We start from the raw sequence: 15,959 nt of genomic DNA, 5'->3' as shown, positions 1-15,959 counted from the left end.
TTTGCTACCTCGAAGTCACTATACCTGTTTAAGAAAACTGGATGAGTTCAACATGAACCCGAAAAACCACTGGATCACCGGCTTGAACTCCGGCACCAGCTTGGACGCCACCCACCAGTCGCTCTGGGAGAGGCTGGTGAAGGTATCCATGAAAAAAAGCAGGGCACTGACGATCAGCACCCCGCGAATTGCACCGAAACAGACCCCCAGCACCCGATCGGTACCGGAGAGACCCGTCTTGTCCACCAACAGGCCCACCACATAGTTGACCACGCTGCCGAGGATCAGGGTCGCCACAAACAGCGCCGCGATGGCCAGGCCGTTGCGAACCAGCGCGTCGGAGAAGGAGGTGAAATAGACGGCGAGATCGGGATAGAAATGGCTGGCAATAAAGAAGGCGACGAACCAGGTGACAAGAGACATGGCCTCCTTGACGAAGCCGCGCACCAGGCTGATGAGAGCAGAGAAACCGACGATGCCGATGATGGCGTAATCAATCCAGACCATAGAAAAAGATGTCCTGCGAAATTGCGGCGCAGTCTAACAAAAACGATTGCGCATTGCTTGATAAAAATGTGTTAACTGTTCAACGCGACGCCGAAAAGCCGCATTTTTTCAGCACTAAAACGGTTGATCGGCGCCAGAATGCACAACGCCATGGCAATGCCATGGCGTTGTGGTCTGCGGCGTGAACTTACCCGATGTGGGTCAGGCCACCCATGTAGGATTGCAGCGCAGCCGGGATGGCGATGCGGCCATCTTCCTGCTGGTAGTTCTCCATCACGGCAACCAGAGTACGACCCACAGCCAGACCGGAGCCGTTCAGGGTGTGCAGCAGCTGCGGCTTGCCGTCGATGCGCACGCGAGCCTGCATGCGGCGCGCCTGGAAGTCGGTGCAGTTGGAGACGGAGGAGATCTCGCGGTAAGTGTTCTGGGCCGGCAGCCACACTTCCAGATCGTAGGTTTTGGAAGCGCAGAAGCCCATGTCACCGGTAGAGAGCGCCATCACGCGATACGGCAGCTCCAGCAGTTGCAGCACCTTCTCGGCGTGACCCACCATCTCCTCCAGCGCATCCCAGGATTTCTCCGGGTGAACCAGCTGAACCATTTCGACTTTGTCGAACTGGTGCATACGGATGAGGCCACGGGTATCACGACCGTAGGAACCGGCTTCGGAGCGGAAGCAGGGGCTGTGGGCGGTCATCTTGATCGGCAGCTCTTGGGCGTCAAAGATCTCGTCACGGGCCATGTTGGTGAGCGGCACTTCGGAGGTCGGGATCAGAGAGAACTTGCGTACCTTGCCCTCTTCTTCCCCTTCACCTTCGATACCGGTATTGAACAGGTCCTGGGCAAATTTCGGCAACTGGCCGGTGCCATAGAGGCTGTCCGGGTTCACCAGATAGGGCACGTAGCACTCGATGTAACCATGCTGCTGGGTGTGCAGATCCAGCATGAACTGAGCCAGGGCACGGTGCAGACGGGCAATCTGACCCTTCATCACCACAAAACGGGTACCGGAGAGTTTGACGCCGTTTTTGAAGTCAACGCCCTTGGCCGCTTCGCCCAGATCGATGTGATCGCGTACCGGGAAGCTGAACTCGCGCGGGGTCCCCCAACGGCGCACTTCCACGTTGTCGTTCTCGTCACGGCCCACCGGAGTGGTCTCGCTCGGCAGGTTGGGGATGGCGTCGGCAATGGCTTTCAGCTGGGCCAGCAGGGCATCCAGCTCGACCTTGCTGGTTTCCAGTTCGTCGTTGATCTTGGAAACGATGGCCTTGAGCGGGGCAACATCTTCACCACGACGGGCAGCTTCACCGATGGATTTGGAGCGGGCGTTGCGCTCGGCCTGCAGCTCCTGGGTACGGGACTGCAGATCCTTGCGTTTCTCTTCCAGAGCGTTGACAGCCGCTACGTCCAGAACGTAGCCACGTGTCGCCAGACGAGCGGCAGCCTCTTCGATATCGCTGCGCAGATATTTGGGATCCAGCATGGTTTACCTACTTTTTTAAAATGGGATCTGGGCCTGAGTCGTCATGACGGGCTGGGAAACAGATCCGGAAGTTAACATCGGTTGGCGCACCCCAATCGTCTTCAGAATCGGGCCTTAACTATCACAGGCCTTCGAGATCAAGAAGATGGCGCAAGGCCAAGACAAGCGGGGTCAGACGGGCAGTGTAGCAGACCGCCCCCCCGCCCGAACAGGGACTATTTGTGTCGTTTTTACCGACTTTGGCACGCAAACCGTCCTGCATATTCAAACGCCTGACCAATTTTCAGCCATGCGAGGTAACAAAGGGGCTATTTGCCCCGTTGCTGCGGACTTTGCCTGTCCAGTTCATGGAGGTAATCGAGCTTCTGGCCAATCTGCTTTTCAAGGCCGCGATCGGTGGGCTGGTAGTACTGCTTGCCCGCCAGCTCGGGCGGGAAATACTGCTCGCCCGCAGCATAGGCGCCCGGCTCGTCATGGGCGTAGCGATACTCGGCGCCATAGCCCAGATCGCTCATCAGTTTGGTCGGCGCATTGCGCAGGTGTACCGGCACCTCGAAGTCAGGGAGGTTTTTGGCATCATGAAGCGCCGCCTTCCAGGCGGTATAGACCGCATTGCTTTTCGGGGCACAGGCGAGATAGACGATCGCCTGGGCGATGGCCCGCTCCCCTTCCGCCGGCCCGATCCGATGGAAACAATCCCAGGCCGACAGGGCGACCTGCATGGCGCGCGGATCGGCATTGCCCACATCTTCCGAGGCAATCGCCAGCAAGCGGCGGGCAATATAGAGGGGATCGCAACCAGCGCTCACCATGCGGGCGTACCAATAGAGCGCCGCATCCGGCGCCGAGCCGCGAATGGATTTGTGCACCGCCGAGATGAGGTCGTAGAAGTGATCGCCCCCCTTGTCGAAGCGGGCCACGTGCTCCCCTACCACGGCGGCGAGCAGGGAGCTGTCGATCACCCGCGCCCCTGCGCTGTCGGTTTCGGCCATGTCGGCCAACAGCTCCAGATAGTTGAGGGATTTTCGCCCGTCCCCATCAACTGCCTTAGCCAACGCCTCTTTGACGCCGGGGGCAAAGGTGAGTGCCGGATCATTAAGACCACGGGGATCGGTCATCGCCTGATCGAGCATGGCGAGAATATCGCTCTCCTCCAGTCGCTTGAGCAGATAGACCCGGGCTCGTGAGAGCAGTGCGTTGTTGAGTTCGAACGAGGGGTTTTCGGTGGTGGCACCGATAAAGGTGATGGTGCCATCTTCGATGTGAGGCAGGAACACATCCTGCTGGCTCTTGTTGAAGCGGTGCACCTCATCCACAAACAGGATGGTACGCACCCCGCGCCAGCTGTTCTCCTTCGCCTTGTCGATAGCGGCGCGGATCTCCTTGATACCGGAGGTGACCGCAGAGAGTCGCTCCACTTCCGCTTGGCAGTAGTGAGCCATCAGCTCCGCCAGCGTAGTCTTGCCGGTACCGGGCGGCCCCCACAGGATCATCGAGTGGCAGTGACCCGCCAGAATGGCTTTGCGCAGGGGCTTGTCAGCCCCCAGGATATGTTGCTGACCGATATACTGGTCGAGGTTTTGCGGCCGCATCCGGGCCGCCAGCGGACGAAAGTCCGATGAAAAATCCAGCGACAAGTTACTCATCTGTATTGACCACCCAACGTCACGCCACTCACCTTTGACTGGCGCAGTGGCGAGCAATCCAACGACCGCTTGCTCATTAGCGCTGGTCGTCCAGCTCGACCCCCTTCGGGATCTTGAAAACAAATTCGTTGCCCTTGAGCACCGGCTTGCGGTTGAAGCTGCTCAGGGTGAATTCACTCCACTGCCCTTGCGCCTCTTTCACATCGAAACGACTGATGTTGTCTTGTCTGTCGAAGGTGACACGGAAGGAGGCGATCAGCTCATCCTTGTTGCGGCTGGTGACGGTGTAGACATCCCCCTCCTGAGTCACGTCATAGTTCTTCCAGAACTTGTCGTCATTGCCAGCGATCAGAATAAAGGGGGTGTTGAGCACCGCATCTTTCAGCTTGAGGGCGGTCACCTGCTCGACGAAGGGATCATAGACCCAGACATCCTGACCATCGGCCACGATCAGGCTCTCGTCCGGCGAGGTGGTGTGCCAGTTGAAACGGTTTGGCCGCTGCACCAGCAGATCGCCGCTGGCCTTTTGCAGCTCCTTGCCCTTGCTGTCATAGACGGTCTGGGCAAATTTGGCGGAGAAGAGGCTCACTCCCGCCAGCTTCTGTTTGAGATCGCTGGCCGCATCGGCCCACACCTGGCTGCTGGCCATCAGCAGCACGGTACCCATCAACAGTTGTTTTTTCATCACGCTCTTCATAAAGACGCTCTCGATAAAAGGCCACGCCCACGGAGGGCATGGCCAGGGATAGTAAGAAACGGTGAGGCTTAGTCCCGCACCGGCGGCGGTGCCAGCACGTCGCGCTGACCATTGCCACCCGGTGAGCTGACGATGCCCTGATTCTCCATCTGCTCGATGAGACGGGCTGCCCGGTTGTAACCAATCTTGAACTTGCGCTGGACACTGGAGGTCGAGCCACGGCGGGACTCCACCACAAAAGCGACCGCTTCGTCGAACAGGGGGTCGAGCTCTTCATCGCCACCACCGCCATATTCGCCGCTGCCACCTTCGCCACCCGGCTCACCGGAGAGGATCTCCTCGATGTAGTTCGGCTCGCCGCGCAGTTTCCAGTCCGCCACCACCTTGTGCACTTCGTGGTCATCGACAAAGGCACCGTGTACCCGGGTCGGGTTGGAGGTACCGGCCGGCATGTAGAGCATGTCGCCCATACCGAGCAGAGATTCGGCGCCGCCCTGATCAATGATGGTGCGCGAGTCGATCTTGCTCGACACCTGGAATGAGATCCGGGTCGGGATGTTGGCCTTGATAAGACCGGTAATGACATCCACCGACGGACGCTGGGTCGCCAGAATGAGGTGAATACCGGCGGCCCGCGCCTTCTGGGCGATACGGGCGATCAGCTCTTCCACCTTCTTGCCGACGATCATCATCATGTCGGCAAACTCGTCCACCACCACCACGATGTGGGGCAGCTTCTCCAGCTCCGGCGGCATCTGGTCCATGGAGTCACCCGGGCGCCACAACGGATCCAGCAGGGGTTCCCCCTCCTCGATGGCGGCCAGCACCTTGTCGTTGTAGCCCTTGAGGTTGCGCACCCCGACTGCCGACATCAGCTTGTAACGGCGTTCCATCTCGCCCACACACCAGCGCAGGGCGTTGGCGGCGTCCTTCATGTCGGTCACCACCTCGGTCAGCAGATGCGGGATCCCTTCGTAGACCGAGAGTTCCAGCATCTTGGGGTCGATCATGATAAAGCGCAGATCATCGGGGGATGACTTGTAGAGCATCGAGATGATCATGGTGTTGACCCCCACCGACTTACCGGAACCTGTGGTACCGGCCACCAGCAGGTGTGGCATCTTGGCCAGGTTCACCACCACCGGCTCTCCGGCGATGTCCTGACCCAGGCCCATGGTGAGCGGGTTGCGGCTATCGCGGAAGGCATCGCAGTCAAGGGTTTCGCGCAGGTAAACGGTCTGGCGCACCCGGTTGGGCAGCTCGATACCGACATAGGTTTTACCCGGGATCACTTCCACCACCCGCACGCTGCTGGCAGAGAGGGAGCGGGCCAGATCGCGCGAGAGGTTGGTGATCTTGCTCGCCTTCATACCCGGCGCCAGATCCAGCTCGAAACGGGTAATAACCGGGCCCGGATAGACACCCACCACCTTGGCCTGCACGTTGTAGTCGGCAAGCTTGGCCTCCACCAGACGCCCCATGCGATCCAGCTCATCCTTGCTCATCATCTGGGTCTTGGCCGGTGGACGGTCGAGCAGCTCGATACTCGGCAACGGCGGCATTGTTGACTGCGGACGACGCTTGGGCTTGGTCGGTGCGACGGCTACCGGCGCGGCAACCTCGTCGTCCCCTTCGGCCCACGGCAGATCCAGATCGTCCTCATTATCGTCATCGGCCACAGCCAGTACCGGCTGACGGCGACCATTGGCGGCCGCCACCGCACGTTTCGGCTTGGCAGCCGGAACCGGCTCATCATCTTCATCATCAAACTGGGGATCGAACTCGAAGGTATCGTCGTCGAGTTCCGGCAGCCACTCTTCGGAGGCAGCCTTCTGGTTCTTGGCCTTGGGCTTGCGCGTCCAGCTGGTGTGCGGCTCATCTTCCTCGTCATCAAACGCGATGGCCCCTACCCCGCCTTCCAGCAAGGGATCCGGCCCCTCGTTGCGGGGTTGACGCCAGCCACCGGTCAGCCAGCGGCCGAGGGTGGTCGGGAAGTGGTAAACAGCGCTGACCGAACCGGTACAGGCCGCACCGATCTGCTCGACAATAGTGAGCCAGGACCAGCCGGTAAACAGGGTGATGCCGGTTGCCACGAAGCAGAGCAGCATCAGGTTGGCCCCGACGCCGCCAAACAGCGGCACCACTGCGGAGGCTATTACATCCCCCACCAGACCACCGGCGGAGAAGTTTTGCATATCGTTGAAGTTCATACTGGCAATGGCCGACATGCCGAGCACAGTCAGGATAAAGCCGATGATCCGCACCCCCAGGGTGAGGTAATCCACATCGAGCAGACGGCTCGGACGCCAGAACAGACTCCAGCCCAGCAGTACCACCAGCGGCGGCACCAGATAGGAGAAGGCACCAAAGGTAAACATGGTGATGTCGGCGAGCCAGGCACCGGCACTACCGGCGAGGTTCTTCACCTCCCCTTGCCAGGAGGTCTGGGACCAGCCGGGATCAGCGGGATGATAGGACAACAGGGCAAGCAGAAGATAAGCAGCCATCAGGGTGATGGCGATCAAGACGGCTTCGAAGATCCGTTGTGTACCTGATAAAGGAGTAAACAGCTTTTTATCGGCCAAACTCCGGCTCCTTTCTGAAAACATGTAATGCAGGAAATAAGGGGGCCTAGTATCCCCGAAAAGCCCATCGATTGTCAGCCAGAGCCTGATGGGACGGGGCCATATTTGCAATTATCTTTACAAGAAGAAACGAGCGGACCGGCCGCTCGTTTCTGACTGTCATGGTGTCTCATATGGAAAAGATACCACGGCATAACCTGCTTTATCGGGTGCTGATCACCAGACGACTGCTCTGCTTGACCTCTTCCATCACCACGTAGGTGCGGGTGTCATTGACACCGGGCAGACGCAGCAGGGTTTCCCCCAACAGACGGCGGTAAGCCGACATGTCGCTGACTCGGGTCTTGAGCAGATAGTCGAAGTCACCGGAAACCAGATGACACTCCTGGATCTCTTCGAGCACCTGAACAGCCTTGTTGAACTGTTCAAACACATCAGGCGCCCCGCGATTGAGGGTTATCTCTACAAACACCAGCAGAGATGCGTCCAGATAATGAGGGTTCAGAATAGCGGCATATCCTTCGATATAACCTTGTCGCTCGAGGCGACGAACCCGTTCCAGACACGGTGTAGGACTCAGGCCAACTCGCTTGGACAACTCAACATTCGAAATCCTGCCATCCTTTTGCAGTTCATTAAGAATGTTGCGGTCAATCCTGTCCAAATCCTTTAGCCGACTCTTAGCTTCCATCATTTTATTCCATCCTTTGGCTATTTTTTGGTAAGAATCACCAGTCATTTTATAATTATGGTCACAAATCCTGTCAATACCTGAATATACTAGGCGCAAATGTTGGTTAACATTTTGGCAACATGAAACACCAATCTATAGACGAGGGATAGCATGATTATCGGTGTACCTAAAGAGATAAAAAACCATGAATACCGCGTAGGCATGGTTCCGGCCAGTGTACGTGAACTGACAGCACGAAACCATACTGTTTTCGTCCAAAGCGGTGCTGGAAACGGCATTGGCTTTAGCGATGCAGATTATATCGCTGTTGGAGCCGAAATTTTGGCCTCTGCAGCAGAGGTTTTCGCCAAAGCCGAGATGATCGTCAAGGTCAAGGAACCTCAGCCTGTCGAATGTGCCATGCTGCGTCCGGGTCAAACCCTGTTCACCTATCTGCATCTGGCGCCAGACTTGCCCCAGACCGAAGCCCTGCTGAAAAGCGGTGCCATATGTATCGCCTATGAAACCGTCACCGACGGCCGTGGCGGCCTGCCCCTGCTGGCCCCCATGTCGGAAGTGGCCGGACGCATGTCTATTCAGGCGGGAGCCCAGGCGCTGGAAAAATCGCGTGGTGGGAGCGGTGTGCTGCTTGGCGGCGTACCCGGTGTCGAACCGGCCAAGGTGGTGATCATTGGTGGCGGCGTGGTCGGCTCCAATGCAGCCCGCATGGCCATTGGCCTGCGCGCGGATGTGACCATCCTCGACAACAACGTCGATACCCTGCGTCGTCTCGATAACGAGTTCCAGGGAGCAGCCAAGGTGGTCTACTCCAACAGCGAGACGCTGGAGCGCCATCTGCTGGCGGCCGATCTGGTCATCGGCGGCGTGCTGGTGCCGGGTGCCACTGCGCCAAAACTTGTCCGCCGTGACCACATTGCACGCATGAAGCCGGGTTCTGCCATCGTCGATGTGGCCATCGATCAGGGCGGCTGTGTGGAAACCTCCCACGCCACCACCCACCAGGATCCGACCTATATTGTCGATGAGGTGGTGCACTACTGTGTCGCCAACATGCCGGGGGCGGTGGCCCGCACCTCGACCGTGGCGCTCAACAATGCCACCCTCCCCTTTATTATCAAGCTGGCCCAGCAAGGGTATCGTCAGGCACTGCTGAGCGATCCCAACCTGCTGCACGGGCTCAACGTGATGGAGGGCAAGCTCACCTGCAAGGAAGTGGCCGTGGCACATGGCCTTGCCTACACGGATCCCCTGACCCTGCTGAACTGATCTGCGCTGGCCTGCGCCAGTTGGAGATGAGTGAAAATCCGCCCGCGATGGGCGGTTTTTTTATTCCTTTATTTTGCATGTCACCCCTTGTGAACACGATTAGTGCAATCGACTCACCAGCCTTTGACCCCGGATCACGAATTACCTACAATCGCGCAAACTCATCACATCCCGGAAATGACATCATGAGCCAAGTCACTCACAGCAAATTGCTGATCTTAGGGTCAGGCCCGGCCGGTTACACCGCGGCCGTCTACGCCGCCCGCGCCAACCTCAATCCCCTGCTCATCACCGGCATGCAGCAAGGGGGTCAGCTGACCACCACCACCGAAGTGGAAAACTGGCCAGGTGATCCGGAAGGGCTGACCGGCCCGGCCCTGATGGAACGCATGAAAGAGCATGCGGAGAAGTTCGATACCCGCATCCTGTTTGATCACATCAACAGTGTCGAACTGACTCAGCGCCCGTTCCGCCTCAAAGGGGACAACGGCGAATACACCTGCGATGCCCTGATCATCGCGACCGGTGCCTCCGCCAAGTATCTGGGTCTGCCCTCCGAAGAGGCCTTCAAAGGTCGCGGCGTCTCCGCCTGTGCTACCTGTGACGGTTTCTTCTACCGCAATCAGGAAGTGGCGGTGATCGGCGGCGGCAACACCGCAGTTGAAGAAGCCTTGTATCTGGCCAACATCGCCAAGAAGGTGCACCTGATCCACCGCCGCGACGAGTTCCGTGCCGAGAAGATCCTGATCAAGCGTCTGCACGACAAGGTTGCGAGCGGCAACATCGTGCTGCACACCCACCAGACCCTGGACGAAGTGCTGGGCGATCAGATGGGGGTCACCGGTGTGCGCCTGCGCAACACTCAGGACAACAGCACCAGCGAGCTGCCGCTGATGGGCGTCTTCATCGCCATCGGCCATCAGCCCAATACCCAGATCTTCGATGGCCAGCTGGAGATGCAAAACGGCTATCTGAAGGTACGTGGCGGCCTCGACGGTTTTGCCACCCAGACCAGCATTGAAGGTGTCTTCGCTGCCGGCGATGTGGCCGACCACAACTACCGTCAGGCGATCACCTCTGCCGGTACCGGCTGCATGGCAGCCCTCGATGCCGAACGCTACCTTGACGCGCAATAAATAAGCGCAGTTGTGATATAAGGCATACCAGTCGGTATGCCTTTTTTATTTAAAGGAGTCTAATGAAACAGAAGATATTGATTGTCGAAGATAGCCTGACCATCCGCCGTATGCTGACTCAGGCCATTGCCCAGCAAACTGGCCTCGAGATTGACGCCTTCGATACCCTCGAAGGTGCCCGTCACTGCCGGGGCGAGGAGTATGTGGTCGCGCTGGTGGACCTGACCTTGCCGGATGCGCCCCGTGGCGAAGCGGTCAACGAGCTGCTGGCTCGAGGTTTGCCGGTGGTGATCCTCACTGCCGACATCAGCGAGGATAAACGTGCCGCCTGGCTGGAAACCGGCGTGCTGGACTATGTGATGAAGGATTCGCGCCACTCGCTGCAATATGCCGTCAGTCTGGTGCACCGCCTCTATCTCAACCAGTCGATCGAAGTGCTGGTGGTCGACGACTCACGCACCTCCCGTCACCGCACCATGGCCCAGTTGCGCAAGCAGTTGTTGCAGGTGCATGAGGCCAGTCATGCCCGTGAAGCGATGGCGATGCTGGAGCAACACCCGGACATCCGGCTGGCACTGGTCGACTACTATATGCCGGATATCGATGGCATCAGTCTGGTGCGGATGCTGAGAGAGCGTTACAGCAAGCAGCAACTCGCGATTATCGGGATCTCGGTCTCGGACAAGCGCGGTCTCTCTGCTCGCTACCTGAAGCAAGGCGCCAACGACTTTCTCAACCAGCCGTTCGAGCCGGAAGAGCTGCAGTGTCGGGTCAGCCACAATCTGGAGGCCCTCGAGCAGTTCAACAGCATTCAGGAGTCAGCCAATCGTGATTACCTGACCGGTCTCTACAACCGGCGCTACTGGTTCAACGAAGGGCAAAAATGGTTTGAAGAGCATCAGCGCCTGCAGACGCCTCTTGCACTCTGTGTGCTCGATGTGGATCACTTCAAGCAGGTCAACGATCACTGGGGCCATGCCATCGGCGATCAACTGCTCTGCCATCTGACCCGGCTACTGACCCAGTTCTTCCCCGATGCCATGATCGCCCGCTTTGGCGGAGAGGAGTTTGCCATGATGGTGCCTCACTGTACCGTCCCTGTGTTGATCAAGCGTCTTGAAGGGCTGCGTCAGCAGCTGCACCAGCAACCCTTGTCACCGGAAACCCCGCTCTTTGTTCGCGCCAGTTACGGCGTGATCAGCGTCGGGCGGATATCCATGGACGAGGCGCTGAGCGTAGCGGATCGGCTGCTCTATCAGGCAAAGAACACCGGTCGCGATAAGATAGTCTCTCAAGAGACAGCTATCTGAATCCTCAGGGCATCAGTCCCGTGTATTACCGCCCGACAGACTTTCCGACAGGAGAGTCTGCGGGTTCCTTTCCTGCCACAGTCTCCCCATCACAATGACTATCGAAAGTCAGTAAGTCTTGTCGACCCGCACCCCATCATCGAAGTAGAGAATGCGCACCTTGTCCCCGTTGGTAAAGACCATGGCGGGATCATAATCCTGGATCACGTTGATAAGGGCATTTTGCTCGTTGCGGATCAGCAGCTCCACCAGCTTGTTTTCCACCACGGTTCCCCCTAACTGGTATTGCTGCGCAGCTGCAGCACCTGCAAGCGCGCCGACGGCGGTGGCGATTTCACGGCCATGACCGCCGCCAAACTGGTTGCCCAGCAGACCGCCCAACACGGCACCACCCAGCGTCTTCCAGCCAGAGTGCTCGGACTCCAGGATCTGGCGCTGGGTAATATTACGCACCGTTTCGACCTGACCAAACACCACCTGATTGACCGGCCGCGCGGTATTGCGCTGGTAGACCTCCGCCCCGGCGGGCGCCGTGACAAAGCAGAGCAAGCTGGATACTATCAGGATAATGGCCTTCATCTATGAACCTCGTTGCCTTATGTCTCGCTATCTTACCCAACTGGATGATGAGCTTTGCTGGTTTCCCGACCCCAGCCATGCGCTGGAAGAACCCAACGGCTTGCTGGCGATCGGCGGGGATCTCTCCCCGGCCAGATTGCTGGCAGCTTACCACAAGGGGATCTTCCCGTGGAATGAACCCCACCAACCGACCCTGTGGTGGTCACCGGATCCCCGCGGGGTGATCCGTCCCGACCAACTCCATGTGGGGCGGACACTGCAGAAGATTATCCGTCGAACCTCATTCGATATTTCCGTCAATCGCGCCTTTAATGAAGTCATTACCGCCTGCGCCGCCCCTCGTCGCACTGCCGATGGCACCTGGATCAGTCAACCCATGATCGAGGCCTACCAGCAGTTGCATCGGCTGGGTCATGCCCACTCTATCGAGATCTGGCAGGAGGGAGAGCTGCAAGCGGGACTGTATGGCCTCTCTATCGGCCGACTGTTTTGCGGTGAATCCATGTTCAGCCGGATTGACAACGGCGCCAAACTTGCCGTGGTGGCACTCTGTCGCCACTTCGCACGCCATCGCGGCGCCCTCATCGATTGCCAGATGCAAAACCCGTTTCTGGCGACCCTGGGTATCGAGGAGTGGCCAAGGGCCCGTTTTCTGGCCGAGCTGGCACGCCTTGGCCATCAACCACTATTGGCTTCCTGCTGGCAAGAAGGGGAGATCAGCCTATGACTGAAGAAGTGATCCTTAAAGTAGGGCTGACTCCCAAGCATCCCTGCAGTTATCTGGACCATGAGCAGGAGCAACTGCTGGTACTGATGGATCACAATCTGCTCAACGCCAACGGTTACGAGCGATTGTTGACTGCCGGTTTTCGCCGCAGTGGCAACGACATCTATCGCCCCCACTGCCCGGCGTGCCATGCCTGCCAGTCCCTTCGTATTCACAGCGAACACTTTCGTCCCAGCCGCGGCCAGAAGCGGATCCGCCGGCTCAACAAAGATATCGAGATCGTCCTGAGCTACGATGACAAGCCCGAGTATTACCTGCTCTACGAACGCTACATTCGTGAGCGCCACCACGATGGCAGCATGTACCCGCCCAACCGCAACCAGTATCGTGGTTTTCTCCATTGTGACTGGATGCCGCCGCTCTACCTGGAGATGCGCAAAGAGGGCCGTCTTATTGGCGTGGCTACCACAGACCTGCTCCCCCACTCCTTGAGCGCCATGTACACCTTCTTCGATCCGGACTATGCCGATCGCTCCCTGGGCACCTTTGCCATCCTCTGCCAGCTCGATCTGGCCAAGCGAACAGGGCGAAGCTGGCTCTATCTTGGCTATCTGGTGGAGGCGTGCCGCAAGATGAATTACAAGCGCAATTATCTCCCTCACGAGCTGTTAATTCAGGGCGAATGGAAAAATATCGACACCAAGCCCGAGTAAACTTTACACATAGCCTTAAATCCGGCATGATCCAGCGGTTTTTTGTTGTGGCTTATCAAGAGGATTCAATGGCTAAAGAAGACAGTATTGAGATGCAGGGCACTATTCTCGAAACCCTGCCCAATACCATGTTCCGTGTGGAACTGGAGAATGGTCACGTGGTTATCGCTCATATTTCAGGCAAGATGCGCAAAAACTACATTCGTATCCTGACTGGAGACAAAGTAACGGTAGCACTGACTCCCTACGATCTCTCCAAGGGACGTATTGTTTTCCGCTCTCGCTAAGCCAGGAATTCAGCAAAAAACCCCAACCTTTCGGTTGGGGTTTTTTGTCGTTTTCTGATCACTGACGCTTAGTGGGAAACAGCTTCAACATTGACCTGAAAATCAAAGCTGAGGCTGTCATTTACCAACTCAACCTTCACTATTCCCCCGTCAACCAGTGAACCGAACAGGATCTCGTTGGCCAGGGGTTTCTTGAGGTGCTCCTGGATCACCCGCCCCATCGGTCTGGCGCCCATGGCTCTGTCATATCCCTTCTCTGCCAACCAGTGGCGGGCACGCTCGGACACCTCGAGAGAAACTCCCTTCGCATCCAGTTGAACCTGCAATTCGACAATAAACTTGTCGACCACCTGATGAATCACCGTCATATCGAGATGGTTGAACCAGATGGTGTGATCAAGCCGGTTACGAAACTCCGGACTGAAGGTCTTGTTGATCACCGCCATGGCATCGTGGCTCAAATCCTGTTGCTGGAAGCCAATCGATTTGCGTTGTGTCTCCTGCACACCGGCGTTGGTAGTCATGACCAAAATCACGTTACGGAAATCCGCCTTGCGCCCGTTGTTGTCGGTCAGGGTGCCGTTATCCATCACCTGCAACAGCAGATTGAATACGTCCGGGTGAGCTTTCTCAATTTCGTCGAGCAACACTACCGAGTGAGGATGCTTGATCACCGCATCAGTCAGCAGACCCCCCTGCTCAAAACCGACATAGCCGGGAGGCGCACCAATCAGACGTGAGACGGTGTGACGCTCCATGTACTCGGACATATCAAAGCGCAGCATCTCGACACCCAATGCCTTGCCCAACTGCTGGGTCACCTCTGTTTTACCAACACCGGTAGGACCGGCAAAGAGGAAGCAACCAACCGGGCGACGCTCGTTACCCAAACCTGAACGAGAGAGACGAATCGCATCGGTCAGCACCTCGATGGCTTTATCCTGACCAAAGACCACCATCTTCAGATTGCGCTCCAAGTTCTTCAGTACTTCTTTATCCGAGGAAGAAACTGATTTCTCCGGAATGCGGGCGATCTTGGCCACAATGGACTCAATTTCCTGCACATTGATCACTTTCTTGCGCTTGCTCGCAGGCAGCAACCGTTGACCGGCGCCCGCCTCGTCGATCACATCGATCGCCTTGTCGGGTAGGTGACGATCATTGATGTACTTGGCAGAGAGCTCGGCAGCTGCACGGATCGCCTTGGCGGTATAGCGTACGCCGTGGTGAGCTTCATAGCGACTCTTGAGCCCCATCAGGATGCGAGTGGTGTCATCGATAGTCGGCTCGACAATATCGATCTTCTGGAAGCGGCGGGCCAGCGCACGGTCTTTCTCGAAGATCTGGGCATACTCCTGATAAGTGGTGGATCCCACACAGCGGAGCAAACCATTGGAGAGCAGCGGCTTGATCAGGTTGGCTGCATCCAGCTGACCACCGGATGCCGCACCGGCACCGATGATGGTATGGATCTCGTCGATAAAGAGGATGGCCCCTTCCTGACGCTCAATCTGCTTGAGCAGTACCTTGAGGCGCTTCTCGAAATCACCACGGTACTTGGTGCCCGCCAGCAGAGAACCCATATCCAGCGAATAGATGGTACTGCCCGCAATCACCTCGGGCACATCGCCTTTAACGATACGGTAAGCCAACCCTTCGGCAATGGCGGTTTTGCCCACACCCGCTTCACCCACCAGCAGCGGGTTGTTCTTGCGACGACGGCAGAGCACCTGAATGGTACGATTGAGCTCCTGATCACGGCCAATCAGCGGATCGATGCGCCCTTCCAGCACCAGCTGGTTCAGGTTGGTGGCAAAACTCTCGATCTGGGCGGCCGAGACATCATCATCAGACTCGGGATTGTTATTGCTGCCGAGATCAGGCTTGTTGTCCTTGCGAACCCCGTGGGAGAGGAAATTGACGACGTCGAGACGGCTGATCTCGGCTTTTTTCAGGAAATAGGCAGCTTGTGACTCCTGCTCACTGAAGATAGCGACCAGCACGTTGGCGCCGCTGACTTCGGTATTGCCGGAGGATTGCACATGGAAGACGGCACGCTGCAACACGCGCTGGAAACCCAATGTCGGCTGGGTTTCACGATCTTCATCGTCGCGCGGTATGAGCGGAGTAGTTTGGGTGATGAATGCGCGGATCTCCTTGCGCATCTGCTCGACATCGGCACCACAGGAGCTCAGCGCCTCATGGGCTGAACTGTTATCCAGAAGGGCTAACAACAGGTGCTCGACGGTCATGAATTCGTGGCGCTCGTCACGGGCCAGTTTGAAAGCCTCGTTCAGCGTCTTTTCTAGATCTTTATTCAACATAGGCA

General features: G+C 57.6%; 15 protein-coding genes. 7 read left to right on the top strand and 8 right to left on the bottom strand.

Going from position 1 to position 15,959, the window contains the following annotated elements; translation table 11 throughout:
- Positions 1 to 18: 18 nt before the first annotated feature.
- On the bottom strand, positions 19 to 507 hold the full coding sequence (locus AB5Y76_RS12150) for a CvpA family protein (protein ID WP_005337086.1): 489 nt from the start codon (positions 505 to 507) through the stop codon (positions 19 to 21).
- An 8-nt stretch (positions 508 to 515) separates the two neighbouring features.
- Here AB5Y76_RS12150 and AB5Y76_RS12145 point away from each other — a divergent pair, with 8 nt between their 5' ends.
- Positions 516 to 692: a hypothetical protein gene (locus AB5Y76_RS12145; protein ID WP_180343450.1), complete on the top strand. Its 177-nt coding sequence runs from the start codon at positions 516 to 518 to the stop codon at positions 690 to 692.
- A gap of 2 nt (positions 693 to 694) precedes the next feature.
- On the opposite strand, the gene serS is transcribed toward AB5Y76_RS12145, so the two are convergent.
- From serS to lrp, 5 genes are all read right to left on the bottom strand, one after another.
- Positions 695 to 1,990 carry a serine--tRNA ligase gene (gene serS / locus AB5Y76_RS12140; RefSeq protein WP_201986849.1) on the bottom strand — a complete coding sequence of 432 codons (1,296 nt, stop codon included), beginning with the start codon at positions 1,988 to 1,990 and terminating at the stop codon, positions 695 to 697.
- A gap of 308 nt (positions 1,991 to 2,298) precedes the next feature.
- Positions 2,299 to 3,636 carry a replication-associated recombination protein A gene (locus AB5Y76_RS12135; RefSeq protein ID WP_139444221.1) on the bottom strand — a complete coding sequence of 446 codons (1,338 nt, stop codon included), beginning with the start codon at positions 3,634 to 3,636 and terminating at the stop codon, positions 2,299 to 2,301.
- 76 nt (positions 3,637 to 3,712) lie between these two features.
- Positions 3,713 to 4,321 carry an outer membrane lipoprotein chaperone LolA gene (gene lolA / locus AB5Y76_RS12130; protein WP_041236057.1) on the bottom strand — a complete coding sequence of 203 codons (609 nt, stop codon included), beginning with the start codon at positions 4,319 to 4,321 and terminating at the stop codon, positions 3,713 to 3,715.
- An 80-nt stretch (positions 4,322 to 4,401) separates the two neighbouring features.
- The gene (locus AB5Y76_RS12125) at positions 4,402 to 6,918 is read right to left on the bottom strand and encodes a DNA translocase FtsK (protein ID WP_201986846.1); all 2,517 of its coding nucleotides are present in this window, start codon (positions 6,916 to 6,918) and stop codon (positions 4,402 to 4,404) included.
- A 202-nt stretch (positions 6,919 to 7,120) separates the two neighbouring features.
- Complete coding sequence (gene lrp, locus AB5Y76_RS12120) at positions 7,121 to 7,612, bottom strand: leucine-responsive transcriptional regulator Lrp (RefSeq protein WP_005300047.1); 492 nt, start codon at positions 7,610 to 7,612, stop codon at positions 7,121 to 7,123.
- A 150-nt stretch (positions 7,613 to 7,762) separates the two neighbouring features.
- Between lrp and ald the strand changes: the two genes are divergently transcribed.
- The 3 genes from ald (at position 7,763) to AB5Y76_RS12105 (ending at position 11,324) form a co-directional block, all read left to right on the top strand.
- Positions 7,763 to 8,878, top strand: a complete 1,116-nt coding sequence (gene ald, locus AB5Y76_RS12115; protein WP_005337098.1) for an alanine dehydrogenase — start codon at positions 7,763 to 7,765, stop codon at positions 8,876 to 8,878.
- A 185-nt stretch (positions 8,879 to 9,063) separates the two neighbouring features.
- Positions 9,064 to 10,014, top strand: coding sequence for a thioredoxin-disulfide reductase (gene trxB, locus AB5Y76_RS12110; RefSeq protein WP_019445530.1), 951 nt, complete (start codon positions 9,064 to 9,066; stop codon positions 10,012 to 10,014).
- Between the two features lie 62 nt (positions 10,015 to 10,076).
- Positions 10,077 to 11,324, top strand: coding sequence for a diguanylate cyclase (locus AB5Y76_RS12105; protein ID WP_368177728.1), 1,248 nt, complete (start codon positions 10,077 to 10,079; stop codon positions 11,322 to 11,324).
- Between the two features lie 108 nt (positions 11,325 to 11,432).
- Here the strand turns inward: AB5Y76_RS12105 and AB5Y76_RS12100 are convergent, their stop codons facing one another.
- On the bottom strand, positions 11,433 to 11,903 hold the full coding sequence (locus AB5Y76_RS12100; RefSeq protein WP_201986841.1) for a glycine zipper 2TM domain-containing protein: 471 nt from the start codon (positions 11,901 to 11,903) through the stop codon (positions 11,433 to 11,435).
- 19 nt (positions 11,904 to 11,922) lie between these two features.
- Between AB5Y76_RS12100 and aat the strand changes: the two genes are divergently transcribed.
- The 3 genes from aat (at position 11,923) to infA (ending at position 13,630) form a co-directional block, all read left to right on the top strand.
- On the top strand, positions 11,923 to 12,630 hold the full coding sequence (gene aat / locus AB5Y76_RS12095; protein WP_201986838.1) for a leucyl/phenylalanyl-tRNA--protein transferase: 708 nt from the start codon (positions 11,923 to 11,925) through the stop codon (positions 12,628 to 12,630).
- Positions 12,627 to 13,343, top strand: coding sequence for an arginyltransferase (locus AB5Y76_RS12090; protein WP_201986836.1), 717 nt, complete (start codon positions 12,627 to 12,629; stop codon positions 13,341 to 13,343). The genes aat and AB5Y76_RS12090 overlap by 4 nt, the downstream gene beginning before the upstream one ends.
- 68 nt (positions 13,344 to 13,411) lie before the next feature.
- Positions 13,412 to 13,630: a translation initiation factor IF-1 gene (gene infA, locus AB5Y76_RS12085; protein WP_005300033.1), complete on the top strand. Its 219-nt coding sequence runs from the start codon at positions 13,412 to 13,414 to the stop codon at positions 13,628 to 13,630.
- Positions 13,631 to 13,698: 68 nt separating this feature from the next.
- Here the strand turns inward: infA and clpA are convergent, their stop codons facing one another.
- A complete protein-coding gene (gene clpA, locus AB5Y76_RS12080) occupies positions 13,699 to 15,954 on the bottom strand; it encodes an ATP-dependent Clp protease ATP-binding subunit ClpA (RefSeq protein ID WP_100653551.1) in 2,256 nt (751 codons plus the stop codon).
- Positions 15,955 to 15,959: the final 5 nt, after the last annotated feature.

It is taken from the genome of Aeromonas sp. R1-2, from assembly GCF_040908505.1.
Taxonomy (GTDB): Bacteria; Pseudomonadota; Gammaproteobacteria; order Enterobacterales; family Aeromonadaceae; genus Aeromonas; species Aeromonas veronii.
Note: the sequence above shows the minus strand (reverse complement) of the source record. Positions and strands in the feature narration are given on the sequence as shown.